The sequence below is a fragment of the Leclercia sp. UBA1284 genome (assembly GCF_002308415.1).
Lineage (GTDB): Bacteria > Pseudomonadota > Gammaproteobacteria > Enterobacterales > Enterobacteriaceae > Enterobacter > Enterobacter pneumoniae.
Genome location: NZ_DBUS01000006.1, coordinates 700270 through 716213, shown reverse-complemented (window position 1 = coordinate 716213; position 15944 = coordinate 700270). Strand labels below are relative to the sequence as shown.

At 54.2% G+C, this 15944-nt stretch carries 10 protein-coding genes; 4 read left to right on the top strand and 6 right to left on the bottom strand.

The annotated features are described in order from the left end of the window. Positions 1-209 precede the first annotated feature (209 nt). The 4 genes from pncB to aspC all read left to right on the top strand — a co-directional run bounded on the left by pncB (position 210) and on the right by aspC (position 6044). Positions 210-1412, top strand: a complete 1203-nt coding sequence (gene pncB / locus B3511_RS06565; protein WP_046886683.1) for a nicotinate phosphoribosyltransferase — start codon at positions 210-212, stop codon at positions 1410-1412. Positions 1413-1578: 166 nt separating this feature from the next. Then, positions 1579-2979 carry an asparagine--tRNA ligase gene (gene asnS, locus B3511_RS06560; protein WP_046886684.1) on the top strand — a complete coding sequence of 467 codons (1401 nt, stop codon included), beginning with the start codon at positions 1579-1581 and terminating at the stop codon, positions 2977-2979. Between the two features lie 601 nt (positions 2980-3580). Beyond that, positions 3581-4669, top strand: coding sequence for a porin (locus B3511_RS06555; RefSeq protein WP_046886685.1), 1089 nt, complete (start codon positions 3581-3583; stop codon positions 4667-4669). Between the two features lie 184 nt (positions 4670-4853). Continuing rightward, positions 4854-6044, top strand: a complete 1191-nt coding sequence (aspC, locus tag B3511_RS06550; protein ID WP_046886686.1) for an aspartate transaminase — start codon at positions 4854-4856, stop codon at positions 6042-6044. A 43-nt stretch (positions 6045-6087) separates the two neighbouring features. On the opposite strand, the gene B3511_RS06545 is transcribed toward aspC, so the two are convergent. The 6 genes from B3511_RS06545 to mukF all read right to left on the bottom strand — a co-directional run bounded on the left by B3511_RS06545 (position 6088) and on the right by mukF (position 15942). Beyond that, positions 6088-6735 carry an MBL fold metallo-hydrolase gene (locus B3511_RS06545; protein WP_046886687.1) on the bottom strand — a complete coding sequence of 216 codons (648 nt, stop codon included), beginning with the start codon at positions 6733-6735 and terminating at the stop codon, positions 6088-6090. A gap of 19 nt (positions 6736-6754) precedes the next feature. Continuing rightward, on the bottom strand, positions 6755-7303 hold the full coding sequence (locus tag B3511_RS06540; protein ID WP_040076314.1) for a YcbK family protein: 549 nt from the start codon (positions 7301-7303) through the stop codon (positions 6755-6757). A gap of 178 nt (positions 7304-7481) precedes the next feature. Continuing rightward, positions 7482-9305 carry a L,D-transpeptidase gene (gene ldtD / locus B3511_RS06535; protein ID WP_263616811.1) on the bottom strand — a complete coding sequence of 608 codons (1824 nt, stop codon included), beginning with the start codon at positions 9303-9305 and terminating at the stop codon, positions 7482-7484. A 181-nt stretch (positions 9306-9486) separates the two neighbouring features. Next, positions 9487-13935 (bottom strand): chromosome partition protein MukB, encoded by a 4449-nt coding sequence (mukB, locus tag B3511_RS06530; protein WP_233803911.1) that lies wholly within the window; start codon positions 13933-13935, stop codon positions 9487-9489. Next, positions 13935-14639 carry a chromosome partition protein MukE gene (gene mukE, locus B3511_RS06525; RefSeq protein WP_046887179.1) on the bottom strand — a complete coding sequence of 235 codons (705 nt, stop codon included), beginning with the start codon at positions 14637-14639 and terminating at the stop codon, positions 13935-13937. The genes mukB and mukE overlap by 1 nt, the downstream gene beginning before the upstream one ends. After that, positions 14620-15942 carry a chromosome partition protein MukF gene (gene mukF, locus B3511_RS06520; protein WP_286777794.1) on the bottom strand — a complete coding sequence of 441 codons (1323 nt, stop codon included), beginning with the start codon at positions 15940-15942 and terminating at the stop codon, positions 14620-14622. The genes mukE and mukF overlap by 20 nt, the downstream gene beginning before the upstream one ends. Positions 15943-15944: the final 2 nt, after the last annotated feature.

Genomic DNA, 15944 nt, shown 5'->3' with positions numbered 1-15944 from the left:
GATCGCGCTACGCAGAATGTTCATCTTTTCAGTTACAAACACCCTTTTTGCTACATTTGTATAACACGGGGCACGAAATGCCCTCGACCCTAAATCCAGCTTATGGTGTGATCGGGGTTCAATAAATCGCTAAACAAGGTATACTCCAGCGGTTTCAATAGTTGTTTATTGTACTAAACGCTCCCGTGAGAGGATGCTACTGCGCACCTATGACTCAATTCGCTTCTCCTGTTCTGCATACGTTGCTGGATACCGATGCGTATAAATTGCATATGCAGCAAGCCGTTTTTCACCATTACTACGATGTACAGGTAGCGGCGGAGTTTCGCTGCCGTGGTGACGACCTGCTCGGCATCTATGCTGAAGCTATCCGCGAACAGGTCGATGCTATGCAGCATCTGACGCTGCGGGACGACGAATATCAGTGGCTCTCGGCCCTGCCTTTCTTTAAAGAAGACTATCTCAACTTCCTGCGTGATTTCCGCTATAACCCGGAACAGGTCACTATCTCCAACGAAAACGGTAAGCTCAATATCCGCCTTGCCGGGCCGTGGCGTGAAGTGATTATGTGGGAAGTCCCGCTGCTCGCGGTCATCAGCGAACTGGTACACCGTTACCGCACGCCTGATGCCGGCGTCGATCAGGCCCTGATGATGCTGGAAGAGAAACTTGTCGACTTCTCTCGTCTGACGGAATCGCTGGATATGTCTCGCTTCCGCTTAATGGATTTTGGCACGCGTCGTCGTTTCTCTCGCGATGTGCAGCAGGCTATTGCGCAACGGCTTCAGCAGGAGCCGTGGTTTGTCGGCACCAGTAACTATGATCTGGCGCGTCGCCTCTCCCTGACGCCGATGGGCACCCAGGCGCATGAATGGTTCCAGGCACATCAGCAGATCAGCCCCGACCTCGCCACCAGCCAGCGTGCAGCGCTTGCCGCCTGGCTGGAAGAGTATCCCAATCAGCTGGGTATTGCCCTGACCGACTGTATAACTATGGATGCCTTCCTGCGCGATTTCGGGCCAGAATTTGCCGAGCGCTATCAAGGTTTGCGGCATGATTCCGGGGATCCGGTTGAATGGGGTGAGAAAGCCATCGCCCATTATCAAAAGCTGGGCATCGACCCGCTCACTAAAGTGCTGGTCTTCTCGGATAACCTGGACCTGACCAAAGCCGTCGATCTCTATCGCCATTTCTCATCAAGAGTGAATTTAAGCTTCGGCATTGGCACCCGCCTGACCTGCGACATCCCCCAGGTGAAACCGCTAAATATTGTCATTAAACTGGTAGAATGTAATGGCAAACCGGTGGCTAAACTTTCGGATAGCCCGGGCAAAACTATCTGCCATGACAAAGCATTTGTACGCGCTTTGCGCAAAGCCTTCGACCTGCCCCAGGTTAAAAAAGCCAGTTGACGTTTTCAGGGAGCCTTGTGGGCTCCCTTCTCTCATTTATTTCTTATTTCTTCTCTTTTGACTGCGAAATCTGCTTGTCTGATGGCAGATGCCAGGTAACATAGATATCCCCCCATCGTGGGCGGACAAGTATTTATTTTTTCCGACTAATTACAGAGAGAATATTATGAGCGTTGTGCCTGTAGCCGACGTACTCCAGGGCCGTGTCGCCGTTGACAGTGAAGTCACCGTGCGCGGATGGGTGCGTACCCGCCGAGATTCTAAAGCTGGCATCTCCTTCCTTGCCGTCTATGACGGTTCCTGCTTTGATCCTGTACAGGCCGTCATTAATAATTCTCTGCCCAATTACAATGATGACGTTCTGCACCTGACCACGGGCTGTTCCGTGATTGTTACCGGCACCGTGGTAGCCTCCCCGGGCCAGGGCCAGAGCTTCGAACTGCAGGCGACCTCCGTTGAAGTCACCGGCTGGGTTGAAGATCCGGACACCTACCCTATGGCGGCGAAGCGCCACAGCATCGAGTATCTGCGCGAAGTGGCTCACCTGCGCCCACGTACCAACATGATTGGTGCCGTGGCCCGCGTTCGTCATACCCTTGCACAGGCGCTGCACCGTTTCTTCCATGAGCAGGGCTATTTCTGGGTTTCGACTCCGCTGATCACCGCCTCTGACACCGAAGGTGCAGGAGAGATGTTCCGCGTGTCCACGCTGGACATGGAAAACCTGCCGCGTACGCCAGAAGGCAAAGTGGATTACGACAAAGACTTCTTCGGTAAAGAGGCGTTCCTGACCGTATCCGGCCAGTTGAACGGTGAAACCTACGCCTGTGCGTTGTCAAAAATCTACACCTTCGGTCCTACCTTCCGCGCAGAAAACTCCAACACCAGTCGCCACCTGGCGGAGTTCTGGATGCTGGAGCCGGAAGTGGCGTTTGCAGATCTGGACGATGTTGCTGGCCTGGCTGAAGCGATGCTGAAATATGTCTTTAAAGCCGTTCTTGAAGAACGTGCAGACGACATGAAGTTCTTTGCTGAGCGCGTAGATAGCGACGCCATTGCACGCCTCGAACGCTTTGTTACCACAGACTTCGCTCAGGTGGATTACACCGACGCTGTCGCGATTCTGGAAAAATGCGGCGAGAAGTTTGAGAACCCGGTGTTCTGGGGTGTTGATCTGGCGTCCGAGCATGAACGCTACCTGGCTGAGAAGCACTTTAAAGCCCCTGTGGTCGTTAAAAACTATCCGAAAGATATTAAAGCTTTCTATATGCGTCTTAACGAAGACGGGAAAACCGTCGCCGCGATGGACGTACTGGCCCCGGGCATCGGTGAAATTATCGGTGGCTCGCAGCGTGAAGAGCGTCTGGATGTGCTGGATGCACGTATGGTAGAGATGGGTCTGAACCCGGAAGATTACAGCTGGTATCGCGACCTGCGCCGCTACGGCACCGTGCCGCATTCCGGTTTTGGCCTGGGCTTTGAGCGTCTCATTGCCTATGTCACCGGCGTGCAGAACGTGCGTGACGTTATTCCGTTCCCGCGTACGCCGCGCAACGCCTCGTTCTAAATATTAAATTTATGGCCAGCCTTGCTGGCCATTATTTTATGCTGCAATGTCAACTTCTGTCAGTTGAACGTCAATCATTTCTAAAAGCAACCCCGCAAAATCCTCTTAGCTGTTACCTTTTATTTCCAGAATCATCTACAAACAAAAAATAAACCCCAGTCTTATTGCGTCTAATACTTTTCTAAAGCATTAGCACATTATTTGTGCAGTTTTTTGGCAGTCTGGATGTCTGGAGATACATATAAGAAAAAGAGGCTGTAAAGGTTTTTGGTAATAAGAAATGCCATTATCTAAAATTAAGATAAGCAATTCATATAGATAGAAATCGAGACGGTGTTTTTATCGCCACTCAGCTCTGAAGTTTGAGGTGCTTCACAAAGTTCCTCAAAATTTACATTCAGTTACACATAATTGCTTTTTGTAACCGATTCTTGATGTTTGTAGCACTTTCAGGCTAGCGAAAGGGTAATTTGAATGGAAAGATGCCTGTCAGATACATAAAGACACCAAACTCTCATCAATAGTTCCGGAAACATTTATTGACAGAATTTATTGACGGCAGTGGCGAGTGTCATAAAAAAACCAATGAGGGTAATAAATAATGATGAAGCGCAATATCCTGGCAGTGGTTATCCCTGCCCTGCTGGTAGCCGGTGCAGCTAACGCAGCAGAAATCTATAACAAAAACGCTAACAAACTGGATCTGTACGGCAAAGTCGTTGGCAAACACGTTTGGGATAAATCTGGCGGCGACAGCAACAGCGCAGATGACTCTTATGCTCGTATCGGTTTCAAAGGCGAAACTCAGGTTAATGATCAATTAACCGGTTACGGCCAGTGGGAATACAACCTGAACGCCAGCAGCGCGGAAGGTTCTCAGGACACCCGTACCCGTCTGGCCTTTGCTGGCCTGAAAGCGGGTGACTACGGCTCATTCGATTACGGTCGTAACTATGGCGTGTTCTACGATGCGCTGGCTTCTACCGACATGCTGGTTGAATACGGTGGCGATACCCTCTGCCAGACCGACAACTTCATGACCTGCCGTACTACCGGTGTTGCTACCTACCGTAACTCCAACTTCTTCGGCCTGGTAGATGGTCTGTCACTGGGTCTGCAGTACCAGGGTAAAAACGTAAGCGGCCACGATGTTGAGCGTCAGAACGGCGACGGCGGCAGCTACTCTCTGGGTTATGACTTCCTGGACGGCTTCAACGTTACTGCAGCCTACACCAACTCCGATCGTACCAACGATCAGGAAGCTGATGGCAAAGGTACCCGTGCTGAAGGCTGGGCGACCTCCGTTAAATACGATGCGAACAACCTGTACGCAGCGGTTATGTACGGCGAATCCAGCAACATGACGCGTGAGAATGATGACCAGTTCGCAAACAAAACTGAAAACTTCGAAGCGGTAGTTCAGTACCAGTTCGATTTCGGCCTGCGTCCTTCCGTAGGTTACGTTCAGTCCAAAGGTAAAGAGCTGAGCGCTCGTGCGGGTACTGATTTCAACGGCGGCAGCGCTGACCTGGTTAAATACGTAGAAGTGGGTAGCTGGTACTACTTCAACAAAAACATGAACGTGTACGGTGCATACCGTTTCAACCTGTTGGATGACAACGATTACACCGCTGCAACTGGTCTGGCAACTGACGATACCTACGTTCTGGGCCTCGTTTACCAGTTCTAATCAGTACACCACTTTGTTATATGCTTAATAAACAGGGCTTCGGCCCTGTTTTTTTATGTGCCAAAGAAAAAAATAGCGACTTTTGAAAAGCCGCACGCTTTTTATCGCAAACGGTTGGCAACGTGTAAATCAACCGTTAATCTGGTAGCGGATTTCACTTCTGTAATCACAATGGAACCTCGTCATGTTTGAGAACATTACCGCCGCCCCTGCCGACCCAATTCTGGGCCTGGCCGATCTGTTTCGTGCCGATGACCGCCCCGGCAAAATTAACCTTGGTATTGGTGTCTATAAAGATGAAACCGGCAAAACCCCGGTGCTGACCAGCGTTAAAAAGGCTGAGCAGTACCTGCTGGAAAATGAAAACACCAAAAATTACCTCGGCATCGACGGTATTCCGGAATTTGGCCGCTGCACTCAGGAGCTCCTGTTTGGCAAAGGCAACACCCTGATTAGCGATAAACGTGCTCGCACTGCGCAGACCCCTGGCGGTACCGGTGCCCTGCGCGTAGCCGCCGATTTCCTTGCAAAAAACACCTCTGCGAAAACCGTCTGGGTAAGCAATCCGTCCTGGCCTAACCACAAGAGCGTGTTTAACTCCGCAGGGCTGGAAGTACGCGAGTATGCTTACTACGACGCGGCAAATCATACCCTCGACTTTGACGGCCTGCTGGCAAGCCTGAGCGAAGCGCAGGCCGGTGATGTGGTGCTGTTCCACGGCTGCTGTCATAACCCTACCGGTATCGATCCGACTCTTGAGCAGTGGCAACAGCTGGCGCAGCTCTCCGTAGAGAAAGGCTGGCTGCCGCTGTTTGACTTCGCCTATCAGGGCTTCGCTCGTGGTCTGGAGGAGGATGCAGAAGGTCTGCGTGCTTTCGCAGCGCTGCATAAAGAGCTGATTGTTGCCAGCTCCTACTCCAAAAACTTCGGTCTGTACAATGAGCGCGTGGGTGCCTGTACGCTGGTTGCTGCCGATGCAGACACCGTTGACCGTGCGTTCAGCCAGATGAAATCCGTGATTCGCGCCAACTACTCCAACCCACCAGCACACGGTGCTTCAGTGGTTGCGACCATTCTGAGCAATGACGCGCTGCGTGCCCTGTGGGAGCAAGAGCTGAATGACATGCGTGAGCGCATCCAGCGTATGCGTCAGCTGTTTGTCACCACCCTGGCGGAGAAAGGGGCAAATCGCGACTTCAGCTTCATCATCAAACAGAACGGGATGTTCTCCTTCAGCGGCCTGACCAAAGAACAGGTGCTGCGTCTGCGTGAAGAGTTTGGCGTGTACGCCGTCGCCTCTGGCCGCGTTAACGTGGCGGGCATGACGCCAGATAACATGGCGCCGCTGTGCGAAGCCATCGTCGCAGTGCTGTAAGACATAGATAAAAAAAAAGCCCGCATCGCGGGCTTTTTTTTGCTTACCAGACAGGCATCTCGTCCTGCAGGAAAGGGTTGTGCAAACGCTCATACCCCAGCGTAGACATCGGGCCATGTCCCGGAATAAACGTCACGTCATCGCCAAGCGGCAATAACTTCTGTTTAATCGCCTGAATAAGCTGGTTATGATCGCCGCGCGGGAAATCACTGCGGCCGACGCCGCCTTTGAAGATCACATCGCCGGAGACGAGCAGCCGGGATGCGCTATCAAAGAAGACGATATGCCCTGGCGTATGCCCCGGACAGTGCAGCACCTGCAAAGAGATATTGCCGACGCTAACGTTATCGCCTTCATTTAACCAGCGGTCAGGCGTCAGGGGCTGGCACTCATCAAGACCAAACATTCGGCTTTGAGAGGGTAATCCCTGCAGCCAGAACTCATCTTCTTTTTCCGGGCCAATTACCGGCACAGCATAATGTTGTGCCAGTTCTGCAGCCGCCCCAACGTGATCGAGATGACCATGGGTTAACAGAATCTGGGTCAAAGTCACCCCGGATGCTGCCACTTCTTGTTTGATCTTCTCTGCGTCACCACCAGGATCAACCAGCGCCGCCAGGCGGGTCTGCTCACACCAGATCAATGAACAGTTCTGGGAGAACGCGGTAACCGGAATAATACGATAGTTCATACTGCTCCTGTGTTCGTTATTACCAGTGCCGGACTGGACCGGTATCAATATGCACAAAGTTGCTACGTGGGTAATATCCTACACCACCTGCGCGCAGAGATAACGCCGCTTTGCGAATATTGGCTAACGAAACACCTTCAATATGAAAGTCCATCGCCTGCCCTTTGGTGTGATAACTTTTTTTAGCCACGCCACGACTGTGCGCACGGAGCTCGTTATTAGTATCAAGGGAGCGATAGCCGGAGATAAGTTGCACGGGCTTACGCGTGCCTAACAATCCTTGTAGACGGAAAAGCTGATCGAACAGCAAGGGGTCGATGGCTTTAATTTTATTCGCGCGGAAATCACGGAAAAAATGGTTCAGTTTTGCTAATTCATCCTGAATATAGCCTCTGCCATCAAAAAACTCGGCCTTAATTGACTCACCTGTATGCAGGTTGTTGAGGGTCAAAATACGCGGACGTGGCGTTGAGAGGGTGGCAAATGATGGCGTCGGTAAGAGTGCTGCGCCCAGCGCAACGCCCCCTAATGCCAACAACTTGCGGCGATTAGCGTCAAATTTGTCCATGATAATCAGGTCTACAGGTCAATGTTATCGTTTATATGCACTTCAGCGCACGAAGGGCACCTTACCGGGCTATAAAGCTAACGTCAAGGCGCCCAAACCCAGGAAAGACGGGGCTCACAGCCAGATTGCCCCGTTTTCACCCAAAGTTACGACAACAGAATTTTCCGAACTGCTTCATTTACCTGATTAAAAGTTCCGCTTTCGGCAAGATTTGTGCGCCGGATCGCGAGATTGCATCGTAATTGTAAATATCTGTACGATACTGGGTCTGGCCATTCTCACCAACGAAAGCCGTCAGATAGTAGAGATTAACCGGAATATTATGACGGATATTCACATAACGCGTATCACCTTGCTTCAGGGCATCTGATATGCGGGTGTCATTCCAGCCCGCATCCTGCAATAACATATTCGCAAGCTCAGAGGCTTTATTCACCCTCACACAGCCTGAACTGAGCGCACGAGCCTCTTTCTGAAACAGATTATGGTTTGGCGTATCATGCAGGTAAATGGCGTCCGAGCTGGGCATATTGAACTTATAGCGGCCCAGAGAGTTATGGGCTCCTGGAGCCTGCTGGAAGCGGAAAGGCAGATTCGACGGGGTGATGGTGCCCCAGTCAACCCGCCAGGGATCTATCGGCTCTTTACTGTTCCAGCCACGCAGCACGGTATAGTTATGACGCTCGAGATACCCCGGATCGTTCCACACCTTAGGCAGAATATCTTTGCGCGCCAGGGTCGGCGGGACATTCCACGGCGGGTTGACTACGACGTTGTTTAACGCGCTGCTCATCATCGGCGTTTTCCGATCCGGCCGGCCGACAATAACTCGCGATGCCAGCACTTCGTTGCCGTTCTGATAATAGACCAGCGAGTAAGCCGGAATATTCACCATAATGCCGGTCGTGAGTGTTCCCGGCAGCAGGCGCAGTCGTTGAATATTAAGCGCCAGTACACCAGCACGCTGAGCCGGCGTCAGATTCAGGGCGTCCCGCGTTGAGGGGCCAATCACCCCATCAGCACCCAGCCCCTGGGAGGACTGGAAAGCTTTGACCGCGGCCACCAGGTTGCGATCATAGGCCGCAGGCTTGTTCGGCGCAGCCTGGGCTTTTTTACTGACGGCCGGTGCGGACGGGCTCACCACCACGTTTTGCGGATCGTCACCCGGCAGGGCAATTTTCGGGCCACCGTCAATGACGCCCGACCGCTGCAATATTTCGCGCAGTGCAGGCACATCGCTACTCCACTGTCCCGGACGAAGCGTCGCTGTGCTTTGCAGCTGTGGCCATGTCTGGGTAGCGGCCACCAGCGTCAGCAACGACTGGTGCATGACCGAATACTGCGGATGTGCGGGTGCAAGGCTGGTGATAAAACGCGGCACCGAGCCTTTGTCCAGCGCCAGCTGCCACTGGTTAATCACCGACAGCGGCGGCGTGGCCAGTTTGTAGGGCTTGTTGCTGTAAAGCCACCGATTCCCGTTAACCGGAATACCGGCAACAAACTGCAGGTAGCCCATCATGGCGTCGGAAAGCACCACGTCGCGGGCCATGCCAGTGACGTCAGGATTGGTCAGCAGTTCAACCCAGGTGGTGAACTGTGGCTGAAAGCCGGCAATGGCTACCTCAGCGAGCTGCTGCTGGAAAGCGCGAACCGCATCGCGATCCTCCCACATGGGCTTCATGTCACGGGCGGCATATAACAGCGTCAGTTGATTAACGTAGGCAGGGGTATAACCCGCGGGCAGGTTTGCCAGCAGTTCTTGTCGCAATTGTGCCGTGTTGGTATCGGCGGGCAGCGGTTGAATACCCGCCATTATTGCTGTTGCCGGTGATTGCTCCAGCGGCTGTAATAACGCCGTCGGCTGCGATCCGGTGGTGGCAGAGCTATCTGTCGGCACCAGTTCCGGCTCATCGGCCCATGCGTTGACCAGCGGTGCGGCCAGTAATGCCAGGCAGATGCTTAGCGCAGACAGCCGGCCCCCATATTTCTCGTTTAGCAACATCCCTTGCCCCCTGTTAGCAGTGTACAACGCCCTCTTCAGCGGGCTTTTTTACAGTATAGGAAGGCATACCGCGGTAAGCCTTGCCTTATGTAAAGAATTTTAAAGATATCGTAGCCGCGGGTACATCATCAAGGAATAAAAAAGGCGGCTTATTCGCCGCCTTTTGTTATTTTCGGAGTGTTCAGGAGGCGTCTGCCGTGCCCGGGAAGGATTCCGGCGGCTGCGGCGCAAATCCGCGCAGGCCGACAACATGTACGTGTTCGCTGTTCTGGAACACTTTACGCACCAGTTTGTAGGTGGTGCCCTTCTCAGGACTGATATTCTCTGGCGCTGCGATGATCAACTGCATCTCCAGACGATCACACAGTTCGAACAGCGTGGCGATAGAGCGGGCATCCAGACGCGCCGCTTCATCCAGGAACAGCAGACGGCATGGCGAGATATCCTTGCCACGCAGACGCCGCGCTTCATCTTCCCAGCTCTGAACGACCATTACCAGAATCGACATACCGGTACCGATCGCTTCCCCGGTAGAGAGCGCCCCCGATTCTGCGCGCAGCCAGCCGTCGGAGCCACGGTTAACTTCCACTTCCATTTCGAGGTAGTTACGGTAGTCCAGCAGCTCTTCGCCGATGGTTTGCGGCGTACGCTGCCCCATGTCGATCTGTGGATTCAGGCGCTGATAGAGCTTCGCCAGCGCTTCAGAGAAGGTGAGACGATTACTGTTAAACAGATCCTGATGCTGTTCGTGTTGCTCCGAGAGAACATCCAGCAGCGTGGCATGCGTCTCACGCACGTTTACGTTCAGACGCACGCTATTCACCTGACCGAACGAGACGCTCTGCAGCCCCTGGTTGAGCTGGCGGATACGGTTCTGTTCGCGCTGGATGGTTTTGCGAATGATGTTCGCCGCGCTGCGGGAGCTAATAGCCAGCTTCTGCTCACGTGAGGTCAACTCTTCGGTCAAACGCCCCAGTTCAATCTCCATCTGCTCGATGGCTTCAACCGGATCGTCCGTACGAATAATATCCTGGCGAATACGTTCACGCAGGTGTTGATAAACCGCCACGAAGAACTGAATCTTACGCTCAGGGCGTTTTGGATCTTCCGACATGCGCAGCACATCGCGCAGATGTTCGTTATCTGCCACCGCCAGACGCAGCGCACCCAGCGCCTTATCCGACATTGAACGCAGCTCATCCCCGGAGAGATAGGCCAGTTCGCGACGGTGCAGACGACGTTCCACGCCATTGTCTTTTACCATACGCATTACTGCGCACCAGCCCGCCTTGGCGGTGACTACCTGCTCGCGCATTTCGTGGTAGTCACGTTCCAGCTTGCGCAGACGACGGGTCAGGTTGTCCATCTCCGCTTCACAGAAGGTGAGCGCTTTTTCAAGCTGATTGCGACGAGCACGGTTGTTACTGAGCTGGCCATGGAGTTCATCGCGACGCTGACGCGCGCGCTCTTCTGCCCCACTGTCTGCACGCACGCCGATATCCTGCAGCTCTTTATGCAGGTCGGTTAACAGCTCTTTCTTGGTGTCATAAGAACTTTTCAGGGACGCCAGCACCTGATTGTACTGGTTCAGTTGTGCCGCGTGACCGCGCATCGCTTCACGGGCGCGGGTGCGTTCACCTTCAGCCTGCTCCAGGCGATGGCGCAGTTTTTCGTTCAGATCGCTGTTTCCGCTCAACATGTCGGCGGAGTCAGAGTAACTAAAGTGCGCCCGGCGCTGGGCGACTTCCGTCAGGGCAAATGCCTGCTGACGTGCTTCGCGCTGTACCTGCTGGGAGTACGCATAATCCTCTTTTAGCTGTTCGAACTGCTCCGGGTCACTCTGCAGAACAGAGACCATTGGCTCCAGCTTCGCCAGCTGATTACCGTACTGCTGCACAAAGCGCGCGGCTTCCTGCGCGTCAGCCAGACGCTCCTGAATCTCATCGACGCGATCGGCGAGCGTGTCATCCGCCAGCAGATTCAGCCGCGGCAGAATACGGTTCAACGCAGCCACGCCCTCTTTCGCCTGGTCAAACTGCACGCGGCTCTGCTGGTTATCATTCTCGTGGTTGGCGATCGCACGTTCCAGCTCAGCACGGCGGGTGGTGAGCTTACGGATTTCAGCTTCCGGATCGTCTTCAAAGGCCACGCCCAGATGGCTGCCGATAAAGCGACTAAAGGCCTGGTGCAGACGCTGGGTTTTCTGGACGTCAAAGGACAAGGTCGCATAACGTTCAGAGAGCTTTTCACGCTCGGCGTGCAGGCTTTCAATGCGGTTTTCACGCGCGGCACGGCCAAACAGCGGCAGCTCCGGGAAGCGCGAGTAACGCCACTGGCGATCGGCGATCTTGACCACAACCGCCTTTTCCAGCTCGTCGACGCTGAAAACACTGTCATCGAACGACTGCGGATCCCCTTCGATCAGGTAGAGATCTTCCGGACAATCTTCCAGGCCCGCCAGCTGCTCTGAAATCAGCGACAGATCCGGCACGACAATGGCATTTCGCGACGGGCCATACAGCGCGGAGAAGTAAGGCGCATCATCCAGACCGACATCATCATAAATTTCTGACAGCAACACGCCGCCAAACCGCTCTGCCAGCGTATTCAGACGAGCATCTTCTGCACCGCCCGGCTGGCTTAAGCGCTCAATCTCTTCATCGACGTCACGTTTACGCGCGCCGACTTCGTCACGCTCAACAATCGCTTCACGCTCACGCTCAAGCAACTGCTGCAGATATTCTGTTACCTCCTGACTGGAGGTAAATTCTTCGCCACACTGCTCGCTCAGCTGATTCAGGCTACTCTGGGCAGCCAGCCAGACCGGTGCTCTTTGCTGCAAGCGCTGCATACGCGATTGCAGCTGTTCCTGTTCCTGACGCAGCGTCATACGCTGTTCACTGGCGCTGGATACCGTGTCGGAGAGAGAGGCAATGCGGGTCTCCAGCTCCTGGTGCAGCGATTCCAGCTCGTCGATATCGACGCGCTTGCCATGGCGTTTACAGAACTCCGCCAGCAGACGCTCAGCATCCTGTTGCTCGCGCAGGCGCTGTTCCAGCTCAGTCAAACGCATGCGCAGGGGCTGCACCTGCTCTGCCTGGTGGCGCTGGTTGACGCCGTCACGCAGTAATTCACGCGCCACATCCCAGGCTTCATTACGCGCCAGCGGGCCATTAATAGCCACCACCAGCTGATAAGCCTGTTCAAACTGGCTGTGCGCCGTTTGGGCTACGCTCATTTTCTGCTCGAGATTGAGCAATTTCTCGGTGGCTTCCTGCTCTTTGGCCTGGAAGGTTTCCAGCCATTCATCGGCGCTGTCCGGCGTCAGATCCGGCAAATGACAGAGGGCTTTAGCCCGTTCAAGCGCCTGAAGCGCCTGGGTGTACTGAATGGCACGGGTCTGCTGAACATCCAGCGCCTGCTGGTAATCGGCGAGCTGGCTTTTCAGCTCATCCACTTCCAGTTCGGCCGCTTCGGCACGAGCTTCGTTCTCTTCCTGCTTATCGGCGGCTTCGGCCACCACTTCGTTCTGCTCTTCCAGACGAATTTGCAGCTCATCGAGATCCGCTTCGTAACGCTCAATTTTTTCTTGCTGACGCAGGGCCGTCTGCACCAGGTTCAGGTGATCGCTGGCCGCCTGGTAATCGGCTTCCAGATCCCCTTCGGCACCGTTGTGCTCGCCCAGCTCGCGGGCCATCTCAACGTGTTTGTACTGTTCTGCCACCAGCTGTTTACGCGAGGTAAAGAGCTCGCGACGGTACTCAAGGGCCTTATCCAGATGGATGCGACGCTCGTTGGCGTGGCGCATGTAGTCTGCCGCCACATAGTTGGTGGCTTCGCTGATCAGATGCTTAAACAGATCGCGGTCAGACTGGGTAACGCGAATCGCTTCCAGCGTCATGCGGTTTTCGCGCAGGGCAGCTTCCATGTCCTGGAAGGCTTTACGCACGCCGCTATTTTCTGGCAACAGGTAGTCGCGCAGCGAGCGGGTAATGGCGCTGGAGATCCCCCCGTAAAGCGAGGCCTCAATCAGACGGTAGTATTTGCTACGATCGGAAGCTGAGCGCAGGCGACGGGCCACAATGCCCAGATCAAACATTAACGAGTGATAGTCGGTAATGGAGTTGAACTGTTTAAACTGCACGCCTTCGATCTCATCGAGCTTATCTTTCAGCTCCTGCAGACTCAGGACGCGGGCCTGACGATCGTTCAGGGTCTCGGTGAGCAATGCGGTAGGCTGAATAGAGGTCGGGAGGCCCTGAATGGCAAAGGGTTTGATATCGACTTTACGATCGCGACCGGCAACCTGTTGCAGACGAACACCCACCACCACGCGCTGGTGACGGGAGTTAATCACGTCAAGCACCGAATAACAGACGCCCGCCTTCAGCTTACCGTGCAGGCCCTTGTCACGAGAGCCGCTGGTGGCACCCGCTTCGGTGGTATTACGGAAATGCAGCAGGGTTAAATCCGGGATTAATGCCGTAACAAACGCCGCCATAGTGGTGGATTTACCCGCCCCGTTACCACCGGAGAGCGTCGTGACCAGCTCATCCAGATCGAAGGTACGCGCAAAGAAGCCGTTCCAGTTAATCAGCGTTAGTGAGCGAAACTTACCGCGTTCAATCATTACTCTTCCTCCCCGCTATCCGGCTGGTTCTCTTCATTCTCATCATTGAGTTGCAGATGGTTCTCCACCGGCATCGCTTCACCGTCACGAATCATGCGCAGCTGTGCTTCACGCGGATCGTCGCCGGTGCGCACATCGGCACCAAAGCGGAACACTGATTCAGTGATGCGGAACTTGCTGCTGTCATGGCCCATAAACCAGACCATCCCAAGACGGCGCAGGCGGTTCAGAGAAGAGCGCACTTTTTCCTGTAATTTCTGACGATCGAGATCCGAACCCGTCGAGCGGTTGTTCACCAGCTTCAGCAGTTTGTTCTCTTCGGCCAGATTTAGCAGTTCGTCATACAGCTCCTGCTGGGTGAAGATACCTTCATTCGCCAGACGTTCCGGGCTGAGGTAGAGATAACAGAGGATCTTACCGACCATCATATCCAGTTCGGAGAGGACCGAACGCGGGATGAGGGTGGTGGAGCGTGGGCGCAGGTAAAAGAATCCTTCTGGCGCACGGATGAGCTCCACGTTATAACGCGCGTAAAACTCTTCGAGGTATTCCTGAAAATCCATCAAAAAGGCGTGATTATCCAGCTCGTCCAGGCCAATGTGACGGCCGGCACGCAGCTGGCTGTCCAGCGCAGGAAATAACGGATTTGCCAGCGCCTGGGCCAGCTTAACTGGCATCACTTGTTCAATATTTGTCAATGACATGCGCCTGTACCTTGGCTCCGTAATCGTTAATCGGCTGCCACTTCGGCGGCAGTCCGGTGAAATCTGCTTGCGCGACGCCCAGACGTACGGCCTGGTCGACCACGATGCGCGCAATATCGAAATGGCGCGCGCGCGGGTATTGGGCAAGATAGTCGCGCACCACCAGACCGAGGTCCAGTGGCGTTTGTTTGGCTTTATAAACCGCCAGCTGCTCTTCAATCATTGCTGCCAGCTGCTCACGAATTTCGTTGAACTCTTCATATTCCAGATCGGGCGGCAGCTCCCCGGTCACCTCTTCGTCGCGCAGAGCCATCTCTTCATCGCGCATATCCAGCAGACGGTCAGCGCTGGCGTAGGTCAATGCCCAGGGGGCATCAAAATAGTTCTGTACGGACTGGCGCAGGCGCTGAGCGAATACGCGGTTTTTATCCATATCGATTGCGGTACGGATGAACTTATGCACGTGGCGATCGTAGCCGATCCACAGATCGATAGCCTGCTGACCCCAGCTGATAATACGGTCAAGCTTGCTTTGTAGATCGAAGACCAGACGATCAACAAAGTGCAGATCGTCGTGGGACAGGGTCGCATCCTGGATGCGCAGCAGATTTGCCTGCAGTTTGTCCCCTGCCGCTTCGAGCGTATCCTGCAGTTCCCGCAGCGTACCGGAGGTTTCTGACAGTAAAAGTTCACAGCTGGAGATGGCCGCACGCCAGTCTTTGTTCAGCAGCTGAGCGATATCGTCTTTCAACAGCTGCTGCTGTTCGTCCATCAGGCGCTGGGTAAGGTCGATACTGTCAAAAATCTCGGCCACCGAGTATTTCAGCGGGGCGTAAACATTACGATGCCAGTGGAACTCATCGCCACCTTCATCCGCCGCATCGGCCGCGCGCTTCAGCTCGCCGGCCACAATCGACAGCTGCATAGAGAGACGCAGGGTCGAGAATTCACGCTGGCGAATATAGTAATCGGTGATACCAATACCGAGCGGGGTCAGACGATAGATGGCATTGCCTTCCGCCAGCTCGCTGGTAAAGCGGTTCAGCAGACGTTGACGCACCATATCGTTAATTGCGTTGTTGGCACGCACGCTAATGGTTTCGCTGGTTTGCTCAAACGCATCACTGACATGGCGGAACGCATCCACCAGTTCACCCTCACTCATTTCACCATCCAGCCGTTCGCCATTCAGCGTGGCAACCGCCAGCAGGAAAGAGAGTCGGTCTACCGGCAGCGAGATGGAGAAATCGTTTTTCCTGGCCCAGGCAACCAGTTCGGGGACTGTCTGGGAAAATTCACTCATAG